General features: G+C 34.4%; 22 protein-coding genes and 1 tRNA gene. 10 read left to right on the forward strand and 13 right to left on the reverse strand.

The window, feature by feature from the left end:
* The 5 genes from AC5YGG_RS18780 to AC5YGG_RS18800 all read left to right on the forward strand — a co-directional run.
* A partial coding sequence (locus AC5YGG_RS18780; RefSeq protein WP_496145960.1) for an RHS repeat domain-containing protein occupies positions 1–1,257 on the forward strand: 1,257 nt, incomplete at its 5' end.
* A gap of 1 nt (position 1,258) precedes the next feature.
* A complete protein-coding gene (locus AC5YGG_RS18785) occupies positions 1,259–1,966 on the forward strand; it encodes a hypothetical protein (RefSeq protein ID WP_496145961.1) in 708 nt (235 codons plus the stop codon).
* Between the two features lie 434 nt (positions 1,967–2,400).
* Complete coding sequence (locus tag AC5YGG_RS18790) at positions 2,401–2,658, forward strand: hypothetical protein (protein ID WP_496145962.1); 258 nt, start codon at positions 2,401–2,403, stop codon at positions 2,656–2,658.
* Positions 2,659–2,994: 336 nt separating this feature from the next.
* Positions 2,995–4,527, forward strand: coding sequence for a M20/M25/M40 family metallo-hydrolase (locus AC5YGG_RS18795; RefSeq protein WP_496145963.1), 1,533 nt, complete (start codon positions 2,995–2,997; stop codon positions 4,525–4,527).
* Positions 4,528–4,764: 237 nt separating this feature from the next.
* Entirely contained in the window at positions 4,765–5,460 is a 696-nt protein-coding gene (locus AC5YGG_RS18800) for a hypothetical protein (RefSeq protein ID WP_496145964.1), read from the forward strand.
* Positions 5,461–5,558: 98 nt separating this feature from the next.
* On the opposite strand, the gene AC5YGG_RS18805 is transcribed toward AC5YGG_RS18800, so the two are convergent.
* The 3 genes from AC5YGG_RS18805 to AC5YGG_RS18815 form a co-directional block, all read right to left on the reverse strand.
* Positions 5,559–6,386, reverse strand: a complete 828-nt coding sequence (locus AC5YGG_RS18805; protein WP_496145965.1) for a porin family protein — start codon at positions 6,384–6,386, stop codon at positions 5,559–5,561.
* A 204-nt stretch (positions 6,387–6,590) separates the two neighbouring features.
* Positions 6,591–7,505 carry a hypothetical protein gene (locus AC5YGG_RS18810; protein ID WP_496145966.1) on the reverse strand — a complete coding sequence of 305 codons (915 nt, stop codon included), beginning with the start codon at positions 7,503–7,505 and terminating at the stop codon, positions 6,591–6,593.
* Between the two features lie 87 nt (positions 7,506–7,592).
* On the reverse strand, positions 7,593–8,135 hold the full coding sequence (locus AC5YGG_RS18815; protein ID WP_496145967.1) for a helix-turn-helix domain-containing protein: 543 nt from the start codon (positions 8,133–8,135) through the stop codon (positions 7,593–7,595).
* Between the two features lie 357 nt (positions 8,136–8,492).
* Between AC5YGG_RS18815 and AC5YGG_RS18820 the strand changes: the two genes are divergently transcribed.
* A complete protein-coding gene (locus AC5YGG_RS18820) occupies positions 8,493–10,964 on the forward strand; it encodes a TonB-dependent receptor domain-containing protein (protein ID WP_496145968.1) in 2,472 nt (823 codons plus the stop codon).
* Between the two features lie 76 nt (positions 10,965–11,040).
* On the opposite strand, the gene AC5YGG_RS18825 is transcribed toward AC5YGG_RS18820, so the two are convergent.
* The 3 genes from AC5YGG_RS18825 to AC5YGG_RS18835 form a co-directional block, all read right to left on the reverse strand.
* Positions 11,041–11,775 carry a hypothetical protein gene (locus AC5YGG_RS18825; RefSeq protein ID WP_496145969.1) on the reverse strand — a complete coding sequence of 245 codons (735 nt, stop codon included), beginning with the start codon at positions 11,773–11,775 and terminating at the stop codon, positions 11,041–11,043.
* A 554-nt stretch (positions 11,776–12,329) separates the two neighbouring features.
* A tRNA-Ser gene (locus tag AC5YGG_RS18830) sits at positions 12,330–12,416 on the reverse strand.
* A gap of 46 nt (positions 12,417–12,462) precedes the next feature.
* On the reverse strand, positions 12,463–13,491 hold the full coding sequence (locus AC5YGG_RS18835; protein ID WP_496145970.1) for an asparaginase: 1,029 nt from the start codon (positions 13,489–13,491) through the stop codon (positions 12,463–12,465).
* A 160-nt stretch (positions 13,492–13,651) separates the two neighbouring features.
* On the opposite strand from AC5YGG_RS18835, the gene AC5YGG_RS18840 reads away from it, so the two are divergent.
* Positions 13,652–14,332 (forward strand): TrmH family RNA methyltransferase, encoded by a 681-nt coding sequence (locus AC5YGG_RS18840; RefSeq protein ID WP_496145971.1) that lies wholly within the window; start codon positions 13,652–13,654, stop codon positions 14,330–14,332.
* 75 nt (positions 14,333–14,407) lie between these two features.
* Here AC5YGG_RS18840 and AC5YGG_RS18845 read toward each other — a convergent pair whose 3' ends face one another.
* Genes AC5YGG_RS18845 through tsaD form a run of 3 tightly spaced genes read right to left on the reverse strand, consistent with a single transcriptional unit; the run spans position 14,408 to position 16,508 of the window.
* On the reverse strand, positions 14,408–15,103 hold the full coding sequence (locus AC5YGG_RS18845; RefSeq protein ID WP_496145972.1) for an RsmE family RNA methyltransferase: 696 nt from the start codon (positions 15,101–15,103) through the stop codon (positions 14,408–14,410).
* Positions 15,100–15,495: a hypothetical protein gene (locus AC5YGG_RS18850; protein ID WP_496145973.1), complete on the reverse strand. Its 396-nt coding sequence runs from the start codon at positions 15,493–15,495 to the stop codon at positions 15,100–15,102. The genes AC5YGG_RS18845 and AC5YGG_RS18850 overlap by 4 nt, the downstream gene beginning before the upstream one ends.
* On the reverse strand, positions 15,492–16,508 hold the full coding sequence (tsaD, locus tag AC5YGG_RS18855; RefSeq protein ID WP_076553629.1) for a tRNA (adenosine(37)-N6)-threonylcarbamoyltransferase complex transferase subunit TsaD: 1,017 nt from the start codon (positions 16,506–16,508) through the stop codon (positions 15,492–15,494). Before tsaD ends, AC5YGG_RS18850 begins: the two co-directional genes overlap by 4 nt.
* Before the next feature lie 4 nt (positions 16,509–16,512).
* Here tsaD and AC5YGG_RS18860 point away from each other — a divergent pair, with 4 nt between their 5' ends.
* From AC5YGG_RS18860 to AC5YGG_RS18870, 3 genes are all read left to right on the forward strand, one after another.
* Positions 16,513–21,315, forward strand: coding sequence for a translocation/assembly module TamB domain-containing protein (locus AC5YGG_RS18860; protein ID WP_496145974.1), 4,803 nt, complete (start codon positions 16,513–16,515; stop codon positions 21,313–21,315).
* A 134-nt stretch (positions 21,316–21,449) separates the two neighbouring features.
* Entirely contained in the window at positions 21,450–21,920 is a 471-nt protein-coding gene (locus tag AC5YGG_RS18865) for an Lrp/AsnC family transcriptional regulator (RefSeq protein WP_034682046.1), read from the forward strand.
* A gap of 70 nt (positions 21,921–21,990) precedes the next feature.
* On the forward strand, positions 21,991–22,368 hold the full coding sequence (locus AC5YGG_RS18870; RefSeq protein ID WP_496145975.1) for a hypothetical protein: 378 nt from the start codon (positions 21,991–21,993) through the stop codon (positions 22,366–22,368).
* A 206-nt stretch (positions 22,369–22,574) separates the two neighbouring features.
* On the opposite strand, the gene AC5YGG_RS18875 is transcribed toward AC5YGG_RS18870, so the two are convergent.
* From AC5YGG_RS18875 to AC5YGG_RS18890, 4 genes are all read right to left on the reverse strand, one after another.
* Positions 22,575–23,492, reverse strand: a complete 918-nt coding sequence (locus tag AC5YGG_RS18875) for a hypothetical protein (protein ID WP_496145976.1) — start codon at positions 23,490–23,492, stop codon at positions 22,575–22,577.
* A gap of 39 nt (positions 23,493–23,531) precedes the next feature.
* Positions 23,532–24,599 (reverse strand): grasp-with-spasm system SPASM domain peptide maturase, encoded by a 1,068-nt coding sequence (gwsS, locus tag AC5YGG_RS18880; RefSeq protein ID WP_496145977.1) that lies wholly within the window; start codon positions 24,597–24,599, stop codon positions 23,532–23,534.
* Positions 24,600–24,774: 175 nt separating this feature from the next.
* Positions 24,775–25,677 carry a grasp-with-spasm system ATP-grasp peptide maturase gene (gwsG, locus tag AC5YGG_RS18885; protein WP_496145978.1) on the reverse strand — a complete coding sequence of 301 codons (903 nt, stop codon included), beginning with the start codon at positions 25,675–25,677 and terminating at the stop codon, positions 24,775–24,777.
* Positions 25,674–26,573 carry a hypothetical protein gene (locus tag AC5YGG_RS18890; protein WP_496145979.1) on the reverse strand — a complete coding sequence of 300 codons (900 nt, stop codon included), beginning with the start codon at positions 26,571–26,573 and terminating at the stop codon, positions 25,674–25,676. The genes gwsG and AC5YGG_RS18890 overlap by 4 nt, the downstream gene beginning before the upstream one ends.
* Positions 26,574–26,633: the final 60 nt, after the last annotated feature.

The raw sequence follows: 26,633 nt of genomic DNA on the forward strand, positions 1-26,633 counted from the left end.
GCTAAAGTAACAGATTACACCTATAGAGCAGACGGAATAAAGGTAAAGAAGCTCTTTGGAGATATTGAAACCAATTATTTGGATGGATTTCAGTATAAATCTACAAAACCTTCGGAAGGAAACTTATCAGGAGGAGGAATTATTTCTGAACCAGATCCTAATGAAGTAGCTGTAATGAAGTTGAGAATTATACCAACTTCTGAAGGGTATTATGATGCGCTTTTAGGACAGTATATTTATAATTTTACAGATCATTTAGGAAATGTAAGACTGAGTTATACAGATACTAATAAAGACGGGATTATCCAACCAAGGCAATATTACTGGCAGCAATGTGATGGACCGTGGAACCCTATGGATCCCCCTAATTGCATTGATGGATGGAAACCCGGAGAAATTGTCGAAGTCAATAATTATTATCCTTTTGGATTGCTGCATAACTATACAGTAACTACACAAAATGCTTATCAATACAAATACAACGGAAAGGAACTTCAGGAGACAGGTATGTATGATTATGGAGCGAGATTTTATATGTCGGATATCGCTAGATGGGGAGTTGTGGATCCGCTAGCAGAGAAAACGAGAAGTTGGACACCATATGTTTATGCTGGAGATAATCCTATGAGATTTATCGACCCAGATGGAAGGACTTGGGGAGATCCAAAAGACGAAAAAAGGTTAACAAAAAAAGTTAGTAATAGAATTGCTGGCTTAAATAAAAGCAATGCTAAAATTCAAGCAAAGATTGATAAGGGAAAATTAAGTGATAAACAATTAGGCAAAGCTAATGCACAAATGGCAGAAAATAGGGCAATGATTGGAAATATGAACAAATCACTTAAAGATATACGAACGATTGCTGATGCTAAAGAAAACTTTTATTTAACGGGCCCTAGCCAAGATAATGGAACCCACGGTGTTATTAAGACAACAGGAAAAGATGGGAAAGAGAGAATAAATATAGAAGGAACGGAAACTTCATTGCATTTGCACGAAATAAGACACGTTGGTCAAAGCTATGAGGCTGGAGGAATGAAATTTAATAGCAAAGGTCAATTAAAAACAAGTGCAAAAAGTTTTAGCGAAGGAAGAGATGTGGAAGTAGAAGCTTATAAAACAGGATATTCGTATGATACAAATAGTTACCCTGTTTCTGTAAAATCGGTAAATGATATTAACGAGGAGAACTTAATGGATATTAAGACAAGTGATGGAACTCAAGTTTATAAAGCATTAGATGTTAAAGATAAGTAAGATGAAGAATTATATAATAATATTATTACAACTCTGTTTTTGTGGTTATTTACAAAGTCAAACTACAAATGATTATTCAGGTGTTTATAAAATCAAAGATTCTGGACAAAAATTGGAATTAAATTCAAAAGGATTTTATATTTTATATAACCCCGATTCTTTTGGACACCTCGCTACAGATTTTTGTGAATATGCATCTAAAGGACAGTGGAAGAAGTTAACTGATGTTATAGATGTAACAAGTGAAAATTACTATTTAAAACAAGAAGGATTCCAATACGATTTAAAACGTGAATCAAAACTTTCTCAGGATACTGTATACATTGATATAATACTTCCTAAAGATTTTCAAGATATTGCTACTCCAGAATTTGATCTCTTATTTAACTATAATACTTCTAAAAGAATCAGGAGTATTAATAATAAAATAAAATTATCAAAAAAAGATTACTCTTTGATTGGAGTTAAAAATCAGTTGACCTTAAATTTAATATTCAATGCTAAAGGTGAGAGATTTTTACATAATAGATTGAAATATAATATATTACAAGATTATAATTTAGATATCGATCAAAATAACTATTTTACTATTAGCCTTCCTAATTTTAATCAATGTTTTTATGATTTTGAACCCTATTATCACAGTTATATTTATGTAAAAGATAAAAATACATTAATGTGGAAAGGGGAAGAGTGGGTAAGACAATAAATAAAACTTATTCCCCGCTGCGCAAAGTCTCTCGACTTTGAGCATCTTATTAACATTAGACCTTTATAACTTAATACAACAGAATTAGAGCAGAAACTGTTTCTGCTCTTTTTTATATTAAACTGCTATATTTACCAATGCAGAGACCATCTTGGAAATAGTAGAGTAAGTTTTGCAAAAAACAGCGCAGGAGTTCCTGAAATTATAGATACAAATAATTATTATCCTTTTGGGCTCAACCACACCGGAGGAAATGGAATTAACAGTTCTAAGTTTGGTGCACTTTATTCCTATAAATACATGGTAAAGAGCTACAGGAAACCGGCTTCTTTGATTATGGTTGGAGACAGTATTTACCGGACCTAGGAAGATGGAGCGGAGAACTCTGAATCCAAAATATGTTAAACGTTGGTGGTGACCTTTTTAATAAAATTATGAAAAAAGTAAAATTAGAATATAATTTGTGTGTATTTTTATTTGCTTATTTAAATCAAGCAGATTTATCATTACACAGAGCGGGATGGACAAGCATCCGAGAATTGAAAAATTTTTATTCCAATCAGGCAAAACCCAGAGAAGTAGTGAAATTTTTAATATTAAATGCAGATGTAAATGTGAATAAACTAGGGTATTATTACGGAATAAAAGGATATTCGCTAAAAAAATTATTCTTTCCCGGATATTTTTTTTAATTGGATTTACTCCTGTCTTCCTTAAGGGTGAAATTTATTACATATGCCAAAAATTAATAGATTTTGCAGAAATGCTTGAAAAAGATACTGAGGTTCATCCTTTGGAAATGGAAAAATTAAGGCTGGAGATGTCAAAATTTTCTTTTGATATATTAAGGTATAAAATATCTTATAAAGACTATAATAAAGCATTAAAATTGAACATTACATGCAACATGATGGGCTAAAGGATATTAAAATAAAAGAGTTTATATCCTGAAAACCTCACTTCTAAAATTGTTAAAAACCAAATACTTTACTATATTTATAGAACCAAACCCATCATAAAATCCCTCTATGAAAAAGTTCCTTTTAGCAATCCTTGGAATTCTTATTATTCTTGTCGCTGTATTGTTGATTAAAACATACACTTATCCTTTTAAGAAAAATATATCAGGAACAGGTGAAGGATGGAAACCTGTAAAAAATGACTCGGCGGTCTCAAGACTTTCAGGAGGAATAAAGATCCCTACCGTTTCCACAGGAAGCTTAGGAGAATTCGACTATGCGCCGTTTGATCAATTTAAAGAATATCTTAAAAAAACTTACCCATTGGTGTATCAACATACAGAAAACGTTGAGGTCAATAAATATGGATTAGTGTTCAGGCTCAAAGGAAGTAATCCAGCTTTGGAACCTATTTTATTTCTCTCCCATATGGATGTGGTTCCTCCCGGTGATGCTGATATCAAAAATGATGATCAAAATGTTTTCCGTCCGGATGATAAACCTTTAGAGCCCGCTGCAAAAGTAGCTGAAGATTGGGAATATGCCCCTTTTTCAGAAGCCGTGGCAAACGGAAGAATTTACGGAAGAGGAGCGATAGATATGAAAGGAATGCTTTTCTCTCTCATGGAATCCATGAATAATCTGATTAAAAATAAACAAGTTCCACAACGTGACATCTATCTTGCCTTTGGATTTGATGAAGAAGTAGGAGGGAAGAATGGTGCCATTCAGATTGCTGATTATTTTAAGAAAAAAGGATTGAGATTTGATGCCGTATATGATGAAGGAGGATTGATCATGAGAAAAGGAAATGTTGCCGGAGTAGATGCAGATGTTGCTGTAGTAGGATGTGCAGAAAAAGGGTTCCTTTCCGCAAAAATAAAAGTAAAAGGACTTGGAGGTCACTCTTCAATGCCACCTATGGAAAGTGCAATCGGGAAAGCAGCTGTGATCATGCAAAGACTGGAAGATCATCAGATGAAACCGGAGATCACTCCATTAATAAAAGAATTCTTTACAAATATCGGTGGTGCAATGCCATTTACAACCAGATTGGCATTAGCAAATCAATGGCTTTTAAAACCCGTATTGATTTCACAACTCACAAAAAACAACACAACCAATGCATTGGTAAGAACCACCACAGCACTTACCATGATGAAAGGTAGTGACGGGACCAATGTATTGTCTCCGGAAGTAGAATTTGTAGTCAATTTTAGGCTGCTTCCCGGTAATACAGTAAAAGATGTTCGGGAACATATCGCAGAGGCGACAAAAGGATTTGATGTAGAAGTAGAAGAGATCGACAATACAAGAGAAGCCTCAGCAATATCACCATCCAACACAAAATCTTTTAAACTGATAGAAGCTGCTGTCAAAGAGATTCATCCCGGAGCAATTGTTTCCCCATACCTTACGATGGCTGGAACTGATGCCGGAAAGTATGAAATCGTCAGCAAAAATGTATACCGTTTTATGCCTATTAAAATTAATAGCGCCGAACAGCAAAGCATCCACAGTACCAACGAATATATCAGTATTGAAAACTATCTTAAAATGATTCATTACTTTGAGTATATGATGACAAATTATGATAAATGAAAGTAGTTCCGAGGCTCGTGATTCGGTGCTTAGAGAGTAGAAACGTCAATAGTGAATGGTCAGTTCGATTCGTTTGTCAATTTTATACACAATGGAAATTCACTGTTCACTTGCCATGCAAGATTCACTATTGAAATTTAATCGTCTCACATTTCATATCTTTTTTACAAAAAAATAAAACACGTCAAGTTTTGTCGCTTTACGTCAATAGCTTTGTCATATCAAAATTACAGAGCTATGGAATTGCCATTTTACTTAAACTTTAAAGACTTTGAAACCCATTATTACGATAACCTTGAAAAATGGTTCGAAGAGTATCATAATACAAGTGAAGCAGATTATCTGAAGACTCTTGCAGGCATGTATAGTCCTTACCTCTATTATAATTTTGCCGAGGACAGTTTACAGGCAGATGCTACCATTGAGATCAAAGACTGTTTCTTTCCCTACCATGAAAAGATCGGCATTTCCTTCTGTACAGGATGTGAAAACGGCAAATCACCTCAAAAAGGAATGAACCACGTTTTTGAATGGAAAACGATTTCCATGATGGAATACGCTCAGCATATTTTGGATAAGATCAATCGTTTTTGCTCGAAAAACAAAGAAGCTTTGGACGGCAATAAAAATATCCTGGATTATATCAATGATTATGATATTGTGACTTCCAGAGAAGGTGCCGGATACTGTGTAAGCTATAACAGGCATCAAATGACAATCCCTTTCCTGAAAGCGTATTTACCCTATTATGGACAAACAGTAAATATGGCATTATACAGAGACTTTATTTTCTCCATTGTTCAGATAGCAGAATGTATTGATCAGAAATTAAAGACCATTCAGGCATTTGAGCACACCATTTATGCACATTCAAGAGCTGAAGCCAAATTTAAGGTACAGATGAGCCGTCAGTTTCTGACTTTATGCAATTAAATTTTACACCAACATTCATACTTAATTATATTGCGGAAAATCTTATGTTTTCCAACAAAAATCCCAGACAGTAATGGCTGGGATTTTTAATTTTCTGTTTAATCAAGATGATCCTGATCAGTAGTCTCTTTCTTTTTATAAGGAATATTCCAAACAAGATCTGCCGCAAGGTAATGAACTCCTCCATGATGAATACTTCTGCTTCCTCTGATCAGATCATTCATATAACCAATGTCTACTGTAAAAGGCGAATAAGGAATATTAAACATATAATAAGCTGCAAGTCGTAGCTCTCTATATCCAAAAGAATTCCAGTGCTGGTCATGCTCATTAAGGTGGCTTATCGAAAATAAAGCTTCCGCACTCAATGCCAGTTTCTGATTGTTTTTTGGAGATAAATTATAGGTTAATTGACTCTTAAGACGGGTTCGTAACTGAAAGTCTTCTTCAACTTTATGAAAATCAGCGTCAAAAAACTTTCTGAATTCCTGGCGAACCGTATTTTTTAACTTAAGTTTTTTCCCAAGATCAAATGTATAGGCATATCTTCCGTAAATCCTGAATTCCTGCTCCGTATTTTCTTTATCGTACGGCGCTTCACTTTCATATTGAGGCTGTCTTCTGTAGCTGATAGCATAGCTGTATTGCTGATGAGGTGCAAAAGAATTGTAAACCTCATGATTCAAAACAAAAATTGCCTGCTTTGAAAATAAATTTTCATGATCCGGACTGCTTTTACGTCCGATGGCAATATAGCTCATCGATTGTTTTTTTCCTAGAGAATCCAATTGTCGCTTTACTCCAAATGCCGACCAGAATGCTGTTTTAGCATCTCCAAGTCCCGGTGGGCTGATCTGTGCCTGTAATGCATTTCCCATGAAACCTAATATACCTGATATTACAAAAATTTTCTTTATACTGAACATGCCGGATAACTTTTTATTACTGTTAAAACCTGCGAAATCATAAGATCAGATAAGGACATCGGCGATACGCAGAGAAGATATTTTATCATTACAAAATTAGATGTTTTATTCATTGAGTAATTTCTCAAACTCATTTAATACTGTTTAAAAACATGACAAAATTATAACCGGATTTAGGATAGATTTAGGAATAACAATATAACTCTACTCAATCCCGATTTTTCCCTGAGAACAATCAATATAAATAGTATGATTTAAAAAAATCTTATTACCAAGCATTCCTGTCATCCCTGAAAACTTCATGAGCATATACTGACTAGTAGTAAAACCTTCCACATACGTAACCTCGGTAAGTGGCAGATTAGCATTTTTAAAACTGATCACGTGGTTGGTTTTGGTTGTATAACTCGTTAAAATATGGTCTCTTGACTGGTTTTTTTCAATCACTGTTTTTGATTTTGCAAGCTTCAGCTTTTCCCAAACTTCTTTAGAAGTAAGCAATTCATAAGCACTTGTTCCTGAATCGTAAAGAAATTTTTCATCTTTTCCTTCCAGTTGAGCCTGAATAATGATCTTTCTCTTTTTAAACGTAAAATCAATAAGTTTGTTTTTAAATTCTTCAGGAGTTTGAGGCAGATTAAAAGCCACACAATTCTCTTTTAAATTAATTAATGTTTTTCTATCCTCAAGAATATCAGCACCCAGAGTTCCGATCACTTTAATTACTGAATTATTGTCACTTGATTTTCCGGTATTAGAAATAAGTATACGATTGGAACTGATTTTTGTTTTTCCAAGATAAAATGAAGCTGTTGCACGATCATGATGAATTCTAATGCCTTTTATATTCTGAATAGCATTCCCGTAAAATTCTGTGTAAGTAGCTCCGGTATCAAATTGAAGATAATAAGTAATAGAGTCACCTGAAAAACGGATAGGCAAAAGCAGCACATTTTTGTTATCACCAATCCATTGAATAGGAATGCTTCCGCTCGCATTTTCTAATGCTAAATAATTTTTTTCCGGAGTAAATTTTTGATTGAAATAAATAAATCCGCCAATTGTGGTAAGGATAATTAGAATTAAAACAGATACTAAAATTCTTTTGATGGTTTTCATGCTGATTTTTTGCACAAGATTCGGAAATCCAATGCTGATTTTGCATAAAAAAGATATGACAGTTTTACGACAATTCTGTGACTTTAGTTATAAGAAATTGGTTTTCAGTTTTATACTTAAAATCTGGTTTTGCTTCAGACTGATTCCATTTTTGATGATAACGAATAATTTTAAAATTAAAAACAGGATCAAAAAAGCAAGAAAAAGCGGAAATTTAAATGATAAAAACTTTTGAATGAACGGGCTGATGATCATTAAAACAGAAAAAATAAGTGATATGATAATCTGAATACAGAGAATACCTTTTCCAAGCTCTTTATTTCGTAAATCCTTTGTATGATATGTTAGTATTGCAGGAACAATGACACCTCCGAAAGGAATAACAAGCCCGGTTAATGCAGAAAGATTAATGATTTTTGCTCTTTGAATATCTATTTGATCTTTTGAACTGATAATCAGCTTTTCCGGTGAGATTTCCAAAGCCTGGGCAAGCGCTTTTAAAGTAAAACCTTTTAAGATATTACCTGCTTCAACCCGCTGAACAGTTCGAAGAGACAGCCCAGACTTTTCTGCAAGTTCATTTTGGGTCATATTCATTTTCTCTCTCAAAATCTTAACCTGATTTTCCATGGTCGGTTTTTTAAACTGTTTTGCTAATTTAATAAAAGAAGACTAAGCACAGATGATATGTATATTTTTAATTGTGGATAACTTGTTAGTAATTTGTGGAAAACTCAAAAATCCAATTTTCAACTGTTTATAAAAGCGATATTCATCTACATGATATAATCGGAAATGGGCTGATAGATAGGATTATTTTAGAATAGAATTTTGATATAAGCTAGAAATTATTTCATCTTTTATCAAGTATAAAGAAATAAGATTCTGGATTTTATTTAGAATAATTCAAATTAATGTTGTGAGAAAATTTGTTTATCCTTTATTTTGCACCTTTATTTATAATTATTTTAAATAAGGCTGAAAAAAATGATACAATCAAGTGAAAGTGTGCTTCCCGTGAAGCCTGAAATTCATTTCAAACAAGCAGTTCAGGAAGACACTGTAACACGTAAAATAATTCAATGGTCTAAACCATTTCTAATCTTCTTCTTTTCTCTCATCAGTATAAACCAAATCTATGCTCAGGATATAAAAACCGGAATAATCGGTAAAGTGAGTATGGTAGATGGGCAACCATTGAGAGCAATATCTGTTTCTCTATTGGAAACTAACCGGCAAACCCTTACAGATGATGAAGGAAATTACCATTTTGATCAGGTAAACGCTGGAAATTATACTGTAAAATTACAAATCTTAGGTTCTAAGGAAATCCGTATTCCCATTGAAGTAAAAACAGGAGAAACAGCAACATTGGATTATCAGTTGACGAAAGAAAATATTCAGGCAATCCAGGAAGTTGTCATCATGAAAAATACCAATAGATTTTCTAAAAAAGAAAGTGGTTTTGTGGCTAGATTGCCTTTAAAGAATCTCGAGAACCCACAAGTATATAATACGGTTACCAAAGAACTTTTTCAGGAGCAGGTAGCAGTAGATCTGGGAAGCATTTCTAAAAATGTACCTGGTGCAGGAGTTCCGATGATTGCCAATCAGGGAAGAGTAACATTCCGCTCAAGAGGTTTTGAAACCGAACCTAATGCAAGAAATGGAGTAGCAGGAGCAGCATTTTCTGTGATTGATCCTGTGAATTTAGAACGTATCGAAGCCATTAAAGGTCCTTCCGCAACTTTATTTGGGAAAAGTGTAGCAAGCAGTTATGGTGGTGTATACAACCGTGTAACGAAAAAACCATACAACAGTTTTGGAGGTGAAATTGGATATGTAGGCGGAAGTTGGAACTATAACAGACTGACAGTAGATGTAAATACTCCGGTAAATAAAGACAGAACAGCATTGTTCCGTTTGAATGCAGCCGGAACTTTTGAAAAGAGTTTTCAGGATTTAGGCTTTACCAATTCATTGGCGATTGCTCCAAGCTTTTCATATCAGATTAATGATCGTATGTCGCTTCTTTTGGATGTAGAATTCAACCAGGCAAAAGGAACGTCTGTAGTTCGTTTCAATCCTTATACAGGAGGTAATAAAATTCAGTCGATTGCCGACATGAAGTTTCCATATTATAAAAACTTTCTTGGAGATGACCTTGCTTATGAAACACAGATGATGAATATCTTTGCTCAGCTGAACTACAAAGTTTCTGAAAACTGGACTTCACAAACGATTCTTTCCCGTGCAAGATCTACTATCAATGGGTATATTTCTGCCATCAACGGAAAAACAGATTCTACGGCAAGTGCACAGGTAATGGTGGGTACCACCTCATTTATTGCTACCAATATCCAACAGAATTTTATTGGAGATTTTCATATCGGACGTTTCAGAAACAGAATGGTCGTAGGATTAGATTACTATAATAATTCTAATCATTTTGACCGTTACCATACCAATACAAAGGTTTTTAATTTTGTACATCCTTCAGCAGATTTCAGAGTAAACAGAAGTATTATTGATGCGCTTACGGCAACTTCTACAATGAGAAAGGAAAATAATAGTGATAATACGTATGCTGCATATGTTTCTAACGTATTTAATGTGACAGACCAGTTGATGGTAATGGCAAGTTTAAGAGTAGACAGGTTCCAGTTTAAAGGAGTTCGTGATCTTGTAACCGGAGAAATAAAAGGAGGGCTAAGCAATAGTGGAACCCAGGCTGGTCCTTATGAGCAGACAGCTCTTTCACCCAAGTTGGGTCTTGTTTATGAAATTCTTAAAAATAAAGTTTCTCTTTTTGGAAATTATATGAATGGCTTTAATAATGTAAGTGGTTCCGATATCAACGGGAATACTTTCAAACCGGAATATGCCAATCAATGGGAATTTGGAGTAAAAGGAGATATCTTCAATCACAGGCTTGTAGGAACATTGAGCTATTATAACATCCGTGTAGATAATATTTTAAGAACTAATCCTGATGATATCAATTACTCCATACAGGATGGAACACAGTTGAGCAAAGGATTTGAAGCAGAAATAACAGCGAATCCTTTTGACGGATTGAATATTGTAGCTGGTTATGCTTATAATGACAGTAAATTTACCAATGCAAACCCTTCTGTGAATGGCTTAAGACCCGCATTATCCGGACCTGCAAATATGTTCAATTTCTGGATCAGCTACAGGATTTCAGAAGGAAAACTGAAAGGTCTTGGAATAGGAGGAGGTGGAAATATGGGATCTTCATCCTATCAGACCAATACACAAACAGCAAAAGTGATTATCCCATCTTATAAAATGTTTGATTTAGGAATCTTCTATGACCAGCCAAAATACAGAGTAGGATTGAAATTTGATAACATTACCAATGAAAAAGCGTGGTCGGTACGTTTAACACCACAAGCTCCGGCTCGCTTCTTAGGAAGTGTTTCTCTGAAGTTTTAATAATGATATAATTGATCATAAAAAAGCCCTCGATTCCAACGAATCGAGGGCTTTTTGTTTAATATATTTTCTTTTTTTAATTAATCCAAAGACAGTAATTATTACGGTATCTTATGGCAGAATAAGAAGTCCCCTGAAACATTCCCTTAATTTTATCCTGCCAATCCTGTCGGATAACATAAAGTCCCGGCATTGTTACTTTAAAAATTGCTTTGTGATTTTCATCTACCGGAATATTTTTTTCCCAGTTTTCAGGATTAAAAATTCGAAGCAAAGTTCCCTTTTCTACAGGCTTCATATTGCGATATGGAAAAACGGTGTAAACTCTATTCTTTTCCTGAAGAATAATATCCATAAGCTGAAGTGGCGAATTATTATTAAATACCGTTCCTACCTGATAAGCACCACACATAAAATCTATCGGGCGTACATTATCCTCGGGATCTTTTGAACGGACCAAAACAGGTTGTTGGTCATTAATCCCCAAAATTCGGTAAGTACCTTCTTGGTCAGGAATAAAAGTTCCTTCCCAATGATTTTCTTTAGGTTGTAATTGAATCTTTGATTTTTCACCTTCAGCATTGACAATAACGAAGCTAAAGTCTTTGATCCTTTGAAATTCAGGACCTGTAGTTCTGTGCCGTTCACTGAGATCATCAATAAAACCATAGCAAACCTGAATTTTAACCTGCTCTTTTACCTTTCCCGAACCATGAATTTCCATCCAATATGCACTTGCTTTTGTCAGTTGAGGCAGAAGAAAAACAGTTAAAAATAACAGCAGAGAAAATGCTGTTCGTACTTTGTACATCGTAATTACATTATATTAATCGTGCTAATTTAGGAAAAAGGATTTTGAAATAAAATATTTGAATATCTTCCTTTGCGATTTTAAAAAATGGGTTTCTTCAATAAAAAGTATGCAGATATTTTTTTGCTTAGCTTCCAGCCCTCAACCTTTACGCCTGCTTATAAAGGATTAGGTGCAAAAGTTGAGGACTAAGTAAAAAGTGTAGGTAATCTGAAGAAAAAAACAAATTATCTTTTTACTCCTCTAAGCTTTATACTTAAATTTTATTTAAACGCAAAGACATGATGGAATTGATTATTGATAAGGGAGCTAAGAAAGCGACAAAAGTCGCTGATGAAGCGATGTAGATACGCGTACGCTTAGAAAGAATCAATACAATTGATTCAAGCTTTGCTTCCTAAAATACAACACCAGATAATAAAATCTTTGCGTTAAATTTTAAAATTAAACAGATCTAAATATTCTAAGCCCTCCAACTTTTCCACCTGATTGTCAATTTGATAAAGGGGGGAAAACAAAAAAGTCTCAAGCGTAAAACTTAAGACTTTTCTTTGCAGAAAGGAAGGGATTCGAACCCTCGATACAGTTACCCGTATACTACCTTTCCAGGGTAGCTCCTTCAACCACTCGGACACCTTTCTTTTTGAGATTGCAAAAATAGGATATTTTCTTTAAATACCAAATTTTTTAATGCAATTTTTCAGCTGTAATCTCTCCGCAAAGGCTCTGGGTAAAGTTATCCGCAAAACTTCCTGAATAATTAGGATTATCAATCAGGTGCATGGCTTTGGTAATAGCTGTCTCAGCCGTCATATCTCGTCCGCTGATAGCTCCTATTCTTGAAAAGATATTACTGTTTTCATACTTCCCGAATGAAATACCTCCTGAAATACACTGACTTACCACCACGATCTCCGTTCCGTTATTTCTGATTTCCTGAAGTGTTTCCTGAGTCTTTTCACTGCTGAAAATTGTCCCCGATCCAAAAACCTGTAAAATAAGAACCTTCATTTTAGGAATTTCTCTGAAATGACTCAGATGCATACCCGGAAAAATTCTCCAGAAAAGAATATCTTCAGAAATGTATTCATCAACATGAAATTCTACCGAAGGATCACAACGGAAAAGATTCTCTTTAATAATATTTAAATGAACTCCGGATTGTCCTAAAATAGGGTAGTTCGGACTTGCATAAGCGTCAAAATATTCTGCAGAATACTTCAGAGTTCTGTTTCCTCTCAATAATTTATATTCAAAATAAATGGCAACTTCCTGAATTACTGCCTCATCATTTTCATATAAACTTGCATAATAAAGACTTGTCAGAAGATTCTCTTTGGCATCCGTTCTTAAATCTCCGATAGGAAGCTGAGAACCGGTCATGATCACAGGTTTTCTAAGCCCTTTCAACATAAAACTCAATGCTGAAGCGGTGTAAGACATGGTATCCGTACCGTGAAGGATTAAAAAGCCATCGTAATCGTTATAATTTTCAAAGATATAATTAGCAATCACCCGCCATTCCGTAGGTCCCATATCTGAAGAATCTAATGGTTTGGCAAATGGATGTACGAAAACTTCACATTCCATAAGTTTCATTTCAGGCATCTTTTCAAAGATATTTCCAAAATCAAAGGCACGGAGACTTCCGGTTTCATAATCTTTTTCCATACCGATGGTTCCTCCGGTATAGATGAGCAGGACTTTTCGCTTCATGTACAAATTGTATTAAGAATTTATGCCCGATTAGGCATCATAGCCCAAAATTACGTTAATTTGCAAAGATTTGAAAATGAATGAAACGCTTACCGCAAAATTTTGTCAGAATAATATAAAAAATGTAAGCGTTCTCTTTGGCTACTGAAAAAATAACTGAATGCAGATGAAAGACTTAGCACAAACCTATGAATATTTAAAACAGTTTTTAACAGAAGAAAGACTTACAAAAATTGAACATTTTTCTCAGGAAAGTTCTGATTTTGTACTTCCGGTTGTAGAAGATGTTTATCAGTTTAGAAATGCAGCGGCAATTGTACGTTCTGTAGAGGCTTGTGGTTTTCATAAAGTAGTGGCATTGCAGGAGGAATATAGTTTTGAACCGAATCTTCGTGTTACAAAAGGAGCTGATACCTGGGTAGAGGTTGAGAAACTTCCCAGAAATATGGAATCCTTTCAGAACATTAAAGACAGAGGATATAAAATTGTAGCCGTTTCTTTAGAAAAGAATGCCAAAATGCTTCCTGAATATGAAGTGACTGAGCCTATTGCTTTGGTTTTTGGAACCGAAATGGAAGGCGTTTCTCAGGAAATTCTGGATTTTGCTGATGAGACATTAGCAATTCCAATGTATGGTTTTACAAGGAGTTTTAATGTTTCTGTAGCGGCATCCATTTGTATGTATGAATTAAAACAAAAACTGATGAAATCCGGAATTGATTATAAATTAAATGAAGAAAAGCTTTTAAGAATGAAAATCCTTTGGACGGTAAATTCCATAAGAAGCGGACAACAGATTTTTGATAAATATCTAAGAGAAAATAATATTGACTGGAAATAATTAATTTAAATAAAATAGGAGGCTAGTAAACTAACCTCCTTTATTTTTGTAGTAAATAGATAAGAAAACTATTTATTATATCATGTTGTAGTAATTCCAGGCAGCGACAAATACGCCAGCAGTTTCAGTTCTTAATCTTTGATTTCCTAATGAAACGGCTTTGATTTTATGGTCAGCCAGAAATGCAATTTCCTTTTCAGAAAAATCTCCTTCAGGACCAATTAAAAAAGTAATTTCTTGCATTTGAGGAATATTTTTAAGTTCCATTCTATCCAGATTTTCATGACAATGTGCCACAAAAGTATGTTCGGGATTGATGGTCTTCAAAAAGTCAGTTAACTTTACAGAATCATTAACAATCGGAAAATGAAATCTTAAACTCTGTTTAGATGCTGCAATAGCCTGTTTTCTGATCTTATCAATATTGATATTCTTACGTTCTGTTTTTTCCGTAACGATAATACTGATCTCAGAAATACCCATTTCCACTGCTTTCTCCACGAAAAATTCTATACGGTCAATATTCTTAGTCGGGGCAATGGCGATATGAAGTTTAGGATTAAAGTCTGGAAGGTTATTTTTAATTTCTGAAACCTCAATACCAGCTTTTTTTCCTTCAATAATCAGTTTCCCTGAAGCCAAAGCTCCATGCCCGTCCGTTACATGAATTTTTTCACCATCTTTCATACGAAGAACTTTTACAATATGCTGCTGTTCCTCATCATTGATGATAACTTTATTATCTGCTATTTCACCGTAAAATAATTTCATATATCCTGCGTTAAAAATGCAACTCCTGTTTTGATTGTTGTGTAGATATCTGTGTCACATTCACGGTAGCTGCACATGTATATTTCCTCTATCCACTTATTATTAATAAAGATCAGATTCAGATATTCCTGTTTTCTTAAGTTGTTCTTTATAGACAGATAATCACCTTCTTTAGGAGTATAAGGAAAGCTGAAGAGATTTTCAGCATTTATTTTTTCAAGAATTTCTTCTTTGATATCCTGAATGTATCCTGTTTCAGAGCTTGTCGGAAAATAATCCATAGGATTGTCAGAATCTTCATTTTTACCCGTCACTGTTTCCAGAACCCAGTAATATTTGGAGTTCTTTTTAGAGTGGGTTCCCAGTACTTTTTCTTCTAAGAGTATTTTCATAAGTCGTATTTTGCCGTTGCTGTAGTTCTCAGATCGGTAAATTCCCCTCTTTCAAACTTCAGTTGTGCTACCATAGCAATCATCGCAGCATTATCCGTTGTATATTCAAATTTTGGAATGTAAATATTCCATCCTAATTTTTCTTTATTGTCTTCCATCGCCTTTCTAAGCGCAGAATTGGCAGAAACTCCACCAGCAATTGCAACTTCTTTTACATTAAGTTCCTTTGCCGCTTTTTCAAGCTTATTCATCAGGATTTCAATAATCGTTTTTTGTACAGAAGCACAAAGATCATTGAGGTTTTCTTTAATGAAATCAGGATTTTTTCTGACTTCTTTCTGGATGAAATATAAAACAGATGTTTTAATCCCGCTGAAAGAATAATCGTAATTTTCTAACTTTGGTTTATTGAATTTAAAAGCATCCGGATTTCCTTCTTTAGCAAGTCTGTCGATAATAGGTCCTGCAGGATAATCAAGATCAAAAATTTTCCCGATTTTATCAAAAGCTTCTCCGGCTGCATCATCAATTGTTTTCCCGATAATTTCCATATCGAAGTAGTCTTTCACCAGGACGATCATGGTATGTCCTCCGCTTACCGTAAGGCAAAGGAACGGGAAAGTAGGCGGCACAGGATTTGCATCCTCGATGAAATGGGCAAGAATGTGCGCTTGAAGGTGATTTACTTCAATTAAAGGAACATTAAGGCTCATAGCCAAAGACTTAGCAAATGATGTTCCTACAAGAAGTGATCCCAAGAGTCCGGGTCCACGTGTAAATCCTATAGCAGAAATTGCATTTTGTTGTATATTTGCTTTGGTAAAAGATTTTTCAACAACGGGGATTATATTTTGTTGATGGGCTCGCGAAGCCAATTCAGGAACCACACCACCATATTCTTTATGGATAGCCTGGTTCGCAGCTATGTTTGAAAGAATAGAATTCCCCTTGATGATAGCTGCTGAGGTGTCGTCGCAAGACGATTCAATACCTAAAATTATAGAGTCGCTCATAATAATGGCAAAGTTAGAGAATAATAACGAGAATGAGAATAAAAAATCAGTAGCTGAAAACCTAGGGGATCAGGTACAGAAAACTGTGGAGAATGTAGAGGGAAAGGTACGGGAAACAGTGAAAGAAGCATCTGAGCTCGCTTCGGATGCTATTAATCATCCTGTAGAAACAGCTGGAGAATTCGGAAAACAGGCAATAAAAGATGTTACCAGCTATACCTGGTGGGCAAAGCTTCTTCTTATTCTATTCTGGCTAGGTCTTTTTCTTGTTGCAGGAGTTCTTATAACAATCAATCTTCCGGTAACCAAACAATGGGCAGCGGATCAGGCTTTAAAGCTTGTAAATAATGATTTTAAATCTGGATTTTCCACTGAAAGTGTAGATGTAAACTATTTCGGAGATGTTACCATAAAAGGATTAAAAGTAAAAGATTATAAAGGATTAGACTTTATTCAGGCACGGGAATTTCGTGCAGATTCAGACTGGATTTCCCTTGCAGTGAATGCTATTTCTGGGAAAAGTAATTCTTTAAGCTTCAACTCCCTTACCCTTGTCAATGCAGATGTAAAAGTTATTACTTATAAAGGAGATAGTATTTCCAATTTTGTACGTTTCACAGAACTCTTTGATGACGGTAAAAAAAGAGATCCGAAGAAACCTCCTTTTCAGTTGAATTCAAGAGTGCAGATTCTGGATTCTAAAGTTTCTATTGTTAATGAAAACTCTCCCGGTGAGCAAGGAAAATGGCTTACCGCAACCAACTTTAATTTAAAAGCACCCAATGTAAAGGTTAACGGACCCAATATTTCGGCTTTAATTAATAATATGTCTTTTGTGACGACAAGATGGGGGAAATCTCATATCGTTGACACATTTTCCACTGAGCTGTCTTTAACCAAGCAGTTTCTATCATTAAAAGACCTTACTTTAAATACAGATCATACTTTACTTCAGGGAGATATAAAATTTAATCTCAACGATGGCTCATGGGCTGATTTTGCAGATAAGGTACGTTGGGATATGAATATCCAGCAGGGAAGCCAGATAAGTGGTTATGATATCAGTTATTTTGTAACGAACTGGGACAATATTAAGCCATTCAACCTTTCAGGAACAATGACGGGTCCTTTGAATAAATTTCATTTGGAAAACTTTCTCATCCGAAATCCTGATGTAAATATTGCTACCAAAACAATGAAGGTAGATAATATTCTGAAAGGGAATTTCTCTATCGAGACTAAAAATCTTTCCACAGACTTTACTTATAAGGATTTAAAAGCAATGATGCCTTCCTTTATCTCTAAAAAGATGAAAAACTTTGCAGATGATTTTGGAAAGCTGAAGTATAACGGAACAGCAAAGGTAAATCCACAGCAGGTATACGTGGATAACGGAAATCTGATAACGGGAATAGGGCAGGCGAAAATTTCAAAACTTTCCTTAACAGGCTACAGTACTGCCATGCCAAAATATTCAGGGTATCTTGAAGTAAAAGACCTGAATACCTCTGTCATTACTAAAAATAAAGCCGTAGGACTGATCTCCGGTAAATTTGATCTTAACGGTCAGAGCTTTGACGTGAATACCATGCGTCTTACCACAAAATCTCAGATCGCCAGCATTGAAATTATGGATAAGGAGATCAATAATCTTTATCTGGACGGATTGCTGGATCATAAAAAATATAACGGGCTTATCACGGTAAATGATGAACAGGCAAAAGCTACAATTAAAGGACTGATCGATTTCAGTACCTCAAGAATAGCAATGGATGTAAATGCAGATGTAAGCTATCTGAACATGAATTATTTCACCAATAAACCGGGAAATCAGATTGTAAGCGGACAGGTGGAAGGGAAAATGGCAATGTCATCCATTAATGATCTTACATTGGATGTTAATGCCAATAATCTGAACTTTGCTACCGCAACACAAAAATATAATATTCCGAATGCTAAATTAAAAACTTTTGTAGACGGAGGAGGACGTGTAATAGATGTAGATGCGCCAGGTGCAGCAACAGGTAAAATATCAGGAAGATATAGCCTTGCGGACCTCGCCGGAATGGTAGAAAACGGAATTGGGAAAATTCTTGTAGGACCACCACCCAGAAAGCTGTACAGAGGACAGAATTTTGCCATGAAATTTGATGTTCAGCAAGGATTGGTTAATTATTTCTTACCGGATCTTAAACTTCCTAACGGTGCTTTGGTAGAAGGTGAATATGATGGTAATTCCAATAATCTGGTACTCAATCTGGATGCAGCAGCATTGAAATACCTTATGACCAAAGAACAGGAGATTACAGATGCTGATAAGGCTTTGGCAGATTCTAATCCTGATTATAAGGTGAATGAAAGAAAAAACCTTAGTAAGGACAGCGCGATGGTAGACAGTGTGAAGGTAAGGATAAACACGGCTAACCTTGATCAGCAGATCTATGCAAGAATCAACAGATTAGAGTACAATAAAAATATTATCAAAGATTTCGAGCTTAAAGGAAATAACGAAAACGGAAATACTCTTCATCTTGCGACTGTATTCAAACACGGAAGTCCTGATGATGAAATCAATGAAAAGCTCAAAGAATATGCTATTAATGTAGATCAGTCTACGGATGCAGCAGGGGATTATGTCTTTAGGTTTGAACCTACCGAAGTTAAATTCAATGAGGTTACATGGGCAATAGATACCAGCCCCGAACTTAATCATTCCATTACTTACAGAAAAAATACCGGAGATTTTGATATTAGGAATCTTAGGGTTTATTCGGATAAAAGTGCTTTATTTATTAAGGAAGCTCAATTCAAATCTGCAAAAGACTTTTATGTAGATGCTGATATCAATGATTTTGCGATTGAAAAACTATTGGAAATGCAATCAGGAGGAAACGGTATGAATATTCAGGGTCTAGCCAATGGAAGTGTAAAGATCAAAATGGATAAAAGTACTTTGCAACCGCTTGTGGATCTTACTGTAGATGATATCAAGATGAATGGTAATGATATGGGAGATATTTCCATTTCAGCTACCAATGGATTCTCCCTGAATGTGTATGATATTGATGTAAAAGTACATTCTGCAGGTGTTTTAGGAAATAACAGCCTGAATCTGACAGGAACGGTAAATAATAATACATCCTCACCTGTCATTGATCTGACCGCTGAAATGCGCGATTTTGATTTATCTTTCACACAGCAGTTTGTTCATACGGTTTTTGGAAATCTAAGAGGAAAAGCAACAGGAGATCTTAAAATCAACGGGAAATTAAATAATCTTGATTATAGTGGTGATATTGCTTTAAAAGATTTTGGATTAAAACTTTTATTTACAGGAGTAGACTATTCATTCGATGATACCGTAATTCAGCTTACAAAAGGGCTTGCCATCCTGAATAATATTGAAGTACACGACGGAAGATCCAATTCAAAAGGGAATATTTCCGGGGCGATTCAATTTGAAACCCTTTCTTCTATGGGAGTATCGCTCGTAATGAGAGCAGATAATTTACTCATGCTAAATACCTCCCAAAAAGATTTTGACCTTTTCTGGGGAAGAGTTTACGGACAAGGAGATCTTTATGTGGACGGACCGGTTTCAGGATTAAGTATTACAACACCGAATATGAAGGCGCTTAACGGAAGTACCTTTACATTTAACTCGAGTTCTACATCAAACGTTGAAGAATTTAAGATGCTGAGATTCCTTAAAGAAGGTAAAGACGGATTGGTAACGCTGGATGAAAAGAAAAAAACCGGAGCTAATATGAATATTGATTTCAATTTGGCTGTGGATAAGGGAACAACCGTAAACGTACTTGTAGGCGATGATGTAGGAAATATTACTGTACAGGGAGTCGCAGATCCGCTGAAGTTCCAAATGAACAGACAGGGAAATATTGCCATGAGCGGTACATATAAAGTAGATAACGGGACTTTTGTTTCTAAGGCAATTCTTAATAAGACTTTCCAGATTGAAAGAAACAGTAGCATAAGATGGGATGGTGACGCGATGAAGCCAGCGCTGGATATTACCGCAAACTATGTAAGAATGGTTTCCAATGCCGGGGAATATCTGAGTATGGGGAAATTACAGCCTATCAGTATTTTGCTGCAGGCGAATATTACCCAATCTCTTACAGATCCGAAAGTAGAACTTAATGTAACAGCTTTGGATGTATCCAGTCAGGTAAGAGAAACACTGGCTGCAAAAATGAGTCAGGAAGGAGAAAAAGTACTTCAGTTCGGTTCTGTCCTTTTGTTAAGTACATTCAATGTATCAAACACGGGTGGAGTAGATGTTAACGTAGGAAATGTTGCAGAATCTTCCGGATATAACATGCTTCTTAAGCAACTAGGTTCCGTGTTGAATACGATGAGTAATGAATTCCAGATTGATCTTAATTACGTAAAAGGTGATCAGAATGCAAACATAGGTGATAGAGCGAATGCAGGTTTCAGTGTGGCAGTATCACCTAGAGTAAATATTAAAACAGGATTGGGAATTCCATTGTCAAAAACTGATGCCAATAATAGTGGTGCCCAAAACAATTACTTGTCTGGAGAAGGATCTATTGAATATGATCTTTCTAAAAAGAATGACGGTACTTTATTAGTTCGTGGGTATTCTAAACCTACCAATATTGGTATGGTAAGTACTAACGGTTCTGCAAATCAAGCCTATGGAGTAGGGGTGATGTGGAGCAAAAGCTTCAATTCTTTGTTTAAAAAGAAGAAAAAAGACAAAAAACCTGTTGACGCCAAGACTGAAATAAAAACAGATTCTATAAAATCAAACGGTAAATAATTTGAATATTTTAATGATTTTTATCATCCGTGTTAATTATTGTTAATATTTGATATATATTTTTTAGTTAAATTATTTTTCGTAAATTTGCAAAAAATACATAGATTTTTTAAAGAAATTGTAATTTAACTAATATGAACTATCAACTGGACGAAATAGACAAGAAGATTCTTGATTTCTTAGTAGAAAACACAAGAATGCCTTTTACAGAGATTGCTAAGCAGATGGATGTTTCTGCTGGAACAATTCACGTAAGAGTGAAAAAGATGGAAGATGCAGGTATTATTTTGGGATCATCTCTTAACATCGATTATGGTAAGCTGGACTATCACTTTACAGCTTTCATCGGAATCCTATTGACAAAATCAAACCGTACTCAGGAAGTATTGAAAGAATTGTCAACTATTCCTAACGTAATCGAAGCTAGTGTTATTTCCGGAAAATATAATATTTTCTGTAAAGTAAGAGCGAAAAACACTGATGACGCAAAAAGAATTATTTATCAGATCGATGACATTCAGGATGTAATGAGAACTGAAAGTATGATTTCTATGGAAGAATACTTAAGTGACAAAAATAGACTGATCAACGCTATCTCTATTTAATTCAAATTTTTAAACGAATAACTATAAAAGAACTTATGAAATCTCTCATAAGTTCTTTATTTTTGTACCTATGGAAGAATACAGCTATTTTGACGAAGATCCTAAGAAAGGATGGGGATTTGTGTTGGCATTTGCAGCCTTAATGTTGTTTACCGTAATGGGCTTGGGAATTGATGTTGATGAATACCTTCAGCACGAATATCTTGATATCCCAAGATGGTATTTCTACGTTATCTTTTCAATTGATGCGCTGATGATGATAGGTTTGATCCTGATGTTCTTCTACAGAAAAGTAGGAATCATTATGTTCCCGGCGCTATTGGTGCTGCATTTTTTTATGCATAATTATTATCTTTCTACTTTCCTGTATACGGATGTTACCAACCTTTTCCTTTTCACAGGCTTTGGAATGCTTGCCATTATTCCGAAATGGAAGTTTTTTAAATAGAACGAAGAATTTATTTTATAATACAAAAAGCTTTTAAACATGATTTAAAAGCTTTTCTTTATTTAAGTAGAGGAATAGATAGAAATGAGTTTTTCTGCTTCTTTTGAATGTCTTCTGTGGCTTTAAAAGAGTGTTTTAACAAAAGTAATTTTCCTGTCCTCATCTATCTGTAAGAAATCAGTAGAAGAAAAGCTCCTATCGAAATACTATTTGGATTTATCTTTCTTTTTTTGCTTCATTAAAAAATCTTTAGTGATTTTCTGTGCATGCTGCATACTTGGAAGACCTATACTTTTACGATTACGGTTTATGCTGGCAGAATCTTTTATATTTTCATAGCCTATATAGACTCCATAAGGAACCTCTTTTTTGATCACATGCAGATAATAGCGGTCCATCATAGCAGCATAATCCCGAGGAGGACAGTCACCGGACTTTACATATTCCAATACTTTTGTTTTGAAATACTGATGATACTCTTCATAATCTGCCATGTGAAGCAATACAGGTCCTGATGGTATGAAAAAATCATTATTCCATAAACCAATTTTCTGTAAGCTTGGAAATCCGTAATTCTCAAACATCCATTTCAGAAGCTCAGCATTTTTTTTGTCATTTTTAATAATATCCTTTGAATTGATTCGGCTATCCTGATCACGTTTGAATGCCACCGTAAAAGAATCTATAAGTTTCTGATTAAGATTTTTTTTCCACTGGGAAATTTGTCCTTCCATGTACTGTCTGCTAATACCGTATTTCTGATACAATCCGATAAAACCGGAATCCTCTTTTTTATACTTCCAGTAAGGCGCTATCAATGGAATTAATTTATAGAGACTTTTTTTTCCGCCAAAATTCTTATGGAACTTATCAGAAAATAGAATATAGTTTTCAAATTCATCAATGCGATCCTGATTTTTAGGAGGATATTTTTTGAATAACTTTTTGTATTGTGCGATAGTCGTTAAAGTATCTTTTTTAAGCCTGAAAGTACTGTCAATATTATATACCTGATGATAGTAATCTATGTAGTTTAATTTCTTGCTTCTACAGGATAATAAGATCAAGGCAAAGATAGCCGTACAAGCAAAAATTTTTGTATTTGTGATTCGAATGTTTTTCATTATATGATACTAGCAAGACCAATGTAAGAAAAAATATCGTTAGAAGTTATAAAACGTAATAGCCGTTTGTTTTAAATAATTTTTACTCCAGTCTTCCCACTCGTTGGTGTATGGATTATAGCCGCATTTTAATGGCTTTGATACATCCAGTCCGCTGTTATCATAGTGAGAGCGTTCCGTGTATGCCCTGCAGTCTGTACAGATATACCTGAATTCACAATCCTTACAACCTTCTATATTATCTTTAGTGATATTCCAGTATTTTTTGAAACCAGGCTGCTGTAATGCTTTTTCAAGACTTCCCTGATGAATGTTTCCATAACTTTCAGACATCAAAGGACAGTTTTTGATATTTCCATGACCATCAATTCCCATCTTTTTATGCAGGCACGAATTATGACTAATGGCTTCCTGTACTTTTGGCAGATTTGTATTGAAATATTTCAGATCTACTTTTCCACAGGCTGATATTTTTAAATGCTCTTCTATAAATTGTAATGTAAACCGATATTCATCTTTATTGGTAAACGGAATATGTGGGCAGTCGAAAAAAATAATGTTATAGATCCTTTTCGTATTCTCATTAAGAATTTCTACAAATATCTGATCTACCTCGTCATGAAAAGGTGAAAATATTTCTATCCCTGATAATACTGAATCTCTGAAAACTTCATCAATGTCAATAAAATCCTCTTTTGTTAATATTTTGGAACTGTATATAATTAAATGCTTAATTCTCAGATCTTCTACTGAAGCTCTTAATTTTTTTAAAAGACTGATAGACGGGTTTTCTACAAACAATTCGGTTATTCTGCTGGCTTCATAATATTCATAAGACAAAGAAGGAAAATTGTTGTCCCATTTGTTTTTTGTAATAAAGCCAAATTCCTTTTCCTGCAAAATATTGAGATAACCCTCGATAGCTTTTTTTGATTCTTCATCATACATTTTCATTGTATCTTCAATAGAATATTTTTTTAGATCTTCTATCATTTCGTACAATTCTAGCGGATAAAGCTCTGAAACATTTCTTTGTAAATCAGAAATTAAAATTCTTCCAAATCCTTTTGTAACCAATATGTTTGAAAATAAATTAAAATAAGTCATAATAATCTAATCAATGATTTTACAGGTCGCTCTCTAACGTAGAAACCGGTTTGGTATTTTTCACTTTTTAGGATGTAGAGTGCATTGGATCCTATTTTTTTAAAGCTCTTATTTTCAAAAAAATCAATATGATTAAATATCAGGGGTAGCTTATGTTTTTCTTCAATTTTTTCTTTCATAGATAATCAGCGATTTTTTTAAATAGTGGATAATTACAATGATAGGATACATTTGCAAACTGTCCTACAGGATTAACTTCTAAAAAATAATATTGATCTCCGCTTTTGATAAAATCCAATGAACCACAATTTAAATCTATACGCTGCATGAACTGCTGAATTTTACTTTCAATATCAGCAGGAAGGGTGTATCGTATATTTCTGTTGGGCTTTTCATTGTTATATTTTCTGAAGTCAGTTTTAGTTTGTTCGTCATTTTGTGAAAAAATAGCCATCGAAAAACATTCTCCATTGAAGTAAAATGTCCTTATTTCAAAGTCTTTTTCTATTCTTTCCTGAAAAAAAGAAATAAAGAAGTTTTCTTTTTCCTTTTTACTTACTACAGTTGTGTAGAGTATGCCGTCCAGATTTTCATGCACATCGTCCAATATTACGTTGCCGGTGATTGATTTGGTAATCATTTCATTTATTACAACTTCATCAGTATTTTCAGCAAGGAAATATTGAGGAACATCAAAACCTGATTTTTGTGCATATTCCAGGATCAAAAGCTTGTTTACGTGAACATTGCTCTGTTTGTTGATATGCTTTTTAGATTCTAAAGTTTTCAATACATAATCCTCTAACCAGTGTTGTGTTTCATTCATATGAATATTGACAGATTTATTAGAGTAACGCAGTCGTTTAAACTGTAATCCGCCTCTTCTGTACCATACACTTTGTATTTCATCAATGAAAAAACTAATGTTTTGACTTTTTAAGAAAAATCGTTTTTTAAAAATTTCAATCTCAAAAAAAACATCTTCCTGTACAAGAATAAACCTTTTGTTCATCGAAACTAGCCAACGAATTACTTCTATTGTTGTTCTGTCGTTATTATCTGAAAAAATTAATATCATTTGATTTTTAAACTGTCGGATAAATCTTTAGCTAATTTATTTCGGTATTGTAAACTTGGAAGTCCTATGCTTTTCCGATTCTGATTCACCTTTACCGAGTCTTTTATATTTTTATAACCTTGGTATACCCCATAAGTAGGAGGCAGATTGTTATGCATATTATTCCTGTCCACCATTGCTGCATAGTCTCTGGGAGGGCATTCACCCGTTTTTACATATGCTAATATTTTAGTTTTGAAATAAGGGAAATACTCATCATAATCTCCCATATGAAGCAGTAAGGGTCCTATTGGCATAAAAACATCTCCATTCCATAGCCCTACTTTTGCTATACTGGGAAAACCATAATTTTCAAGCGTCCATATCAGAAGTTCTGCGTTTTTCTTATCATTTTTAAATACTTCAGAACTGTTTTTGCGACCATGATACTGGTCTCGTTTGGCTATTAAAGTAAAAGAATCGATAAGCTTTCTATCCCGTTTTTTTGTCCATTTTGTAACTTCACGCTCCATTTCTAAGCTGTCGATTCCGTATTTCTTAAATAGCATTAAGAATTTTGGATCTTGTTTTTTATATTTCCAATACGGAGCAACCAAAGAAATAAGTTTATATAGGCTTTTCTTCCCCCCGAAATTTTTCTGATACCTGTCTGAGCTTCTTATGTAAGTTTCAAATTCTTCAATACGCTCTTGGTTAAGTGGACGGTATTTTCTGATGAGTTTATGGTATAGATCTGCTGCTTTTTCCGGCTGCTTAGCTATTCTGTATAAACTGTCAATCTCATTGACTCTGTTATAATATACAAAATAGTTTTTGCTTTTGCAGGCAGAAAATAAGAAACAAATAACCCAAAAGTATCCTATATATTTTATAGCATTGTTTTGATTTCGTTTCATGTTCCGGTTATTAATAATTCAATAGAAGAATAAAGGTAAACAGGACTAAGAGAGTCCTGT

The organism is Chryseobacterium sp. CS2K3 (assembly GCF_059515185.1).

Excerpts from the sequence above, each read along its gene's own strand:
- AC5YGG_RS18785 (WP_496145961.1), top strand. The coding sequence starts at position 1,259 with ATGAAGAATTATATAATAATATTATTACAACTCTGTTTTTGTGGTTAT.
- AC5YGG_RS18790 (WP_496145962.1), top strand. The coding sequence starts at position 2,401 with ATGAAAAAAGTAAAATTAGAATATAATTTGTGTGTATTTTTATTTGCT.
- AC5YGG_RS18795 (WP_496145963.1), top strand. The coding sequence starts at position 2,995 with ATGAAAAAGTTCCTTTTAGCAATCCTTGGAATTCTTATTATTCTTGTC.
- AC5YGG_RS18800 (WP_496145964.1), top strand. The coding sequence starts at position 4,765 with ATGGAATTGCCATTTTACTTAAACTTTAAAGACTTTGAAACCCATTAT.
- AC5YGG_RS18805 (WP_496145965.1), bottom strand. The coding sequence starts at position 6,386 with ATGTTCAGTATAAAGAAAATTTTTGTAATATCAGGTATATTAGGTTTC.
- AC5YGG_RS18810 (WP_496145966.1), bottom strand. The coding sequence starts at position 7,505 with ATGAAAACCATCAAAAGAATTTTAGTATCTGTTTTAATTCTAATTATC.
- AC5YGG_RS18815 (WP_496145967.1), bottom strand. The coding sequence starts at position 8,135 with ATGGAAAATCAGGTTAAGATTTTGAGAGAGAAAATGAATATGACCCAA.
- AC5YGG_RS18820 (WP_496145968.1), top strand. The coding sequence starts at position 8,493 with ATGATACAATCAAGTGAAAGTGTGCTTCCCGTGAAGCCTGAAATTCAT.
- AC5YGG_RS18825 (WP_496145969.1), bottom strand. The coding sequence starts at position 11,775 with ATGTACAAAGTACGAACAGCATTTTCTCTGCTGTTATTTTTAACTGTT.
- AC5YGG_RS18835 (WP_496145970.1), bottom strand. The coding sequence starts at position 13,491 with ATGAAGCGAAAAGTCCTGCTCATCTATACCGGAGGAACCATCGGTATG.
- AC5YGG_RS18840 (WP_496145971.1), top strand. The coding sequence starts at position 13,652 with ATGCAGATGAAAGACTTAGCACAAACCTATGAATATTTAAAACAGTTT.
- AC5YGG_RS18845 (WP_496145972.1), bottom strand. The coding sequence starts at position 15,103 with ATGAAATTATTTTACGGTGAAATAGCAGATAATAAAGTTATCATCAAT.
- AC5YGG_RS18850 (WP_496145973.1), bottom strand. The coding sequence starts at position 15,495 with ATGAAAATACTCTTAGAAGAAAAAGTACTGGGAACCCACTCTAAAAAG.
- tsaD (WP_076553629.1), bottom strand. The coding sequence starts at position 16,508 with ATGAGCGACTCTATAATTTTAGGTATTGAATCGTCTTGCGACGACACC.
- AC5YGG_RS18860 (WP_496145974.1), top strand. The coding sequence starts at position 16,513 with ATGGCAAAGTTAGAGAATAATAACGAGAATGAGAATAAAAAATCAGTA.
- AC5YGG_RS18865 (WP_034682046.1), top strand. The coding sequence starts at position 21,450 with ATGAACTATCAACTGGACGAAATAGACAAGAAGATTCTTGATTTCTTA.
- AC5YGG_RS18870 (WP_496145975.1), top strand. The coding sequence starts at position 21,991 with ATGGAAGAATACAGCTATTTTGACGAAGATCCTAAGAAAGGATGGGGA.
- AC5YGG_RS18875 (WP_496145976.1), bottom strand. The coding sequence starts at position 23,492 with ATGAAAAACATTCGAATCACAAATACAAAAATTTTTGCTTGTACGGCT.
- gwsS (WP_496145977.1), bottom strand. The coding sequence starts at position 24,599 with ATGACTTATTTTAATTTATTTTCAAACATATTGGTTACAAAAGGATTT.
- gwsG (WP_496145978.1), bottom strand. The coding sequence starts at position 25,677 with ATGATATTAATTTTTTCAGATAATAACGACAGAACAACAATAGAAGTA.
- AC5YGG_RS18890 (WP_496145979.1), bottom strand. The coding sequence starts at position 26,573 with ATGAAACGAAATCAAAACAATGCTATAAAATATATAGGATACTTTTGG.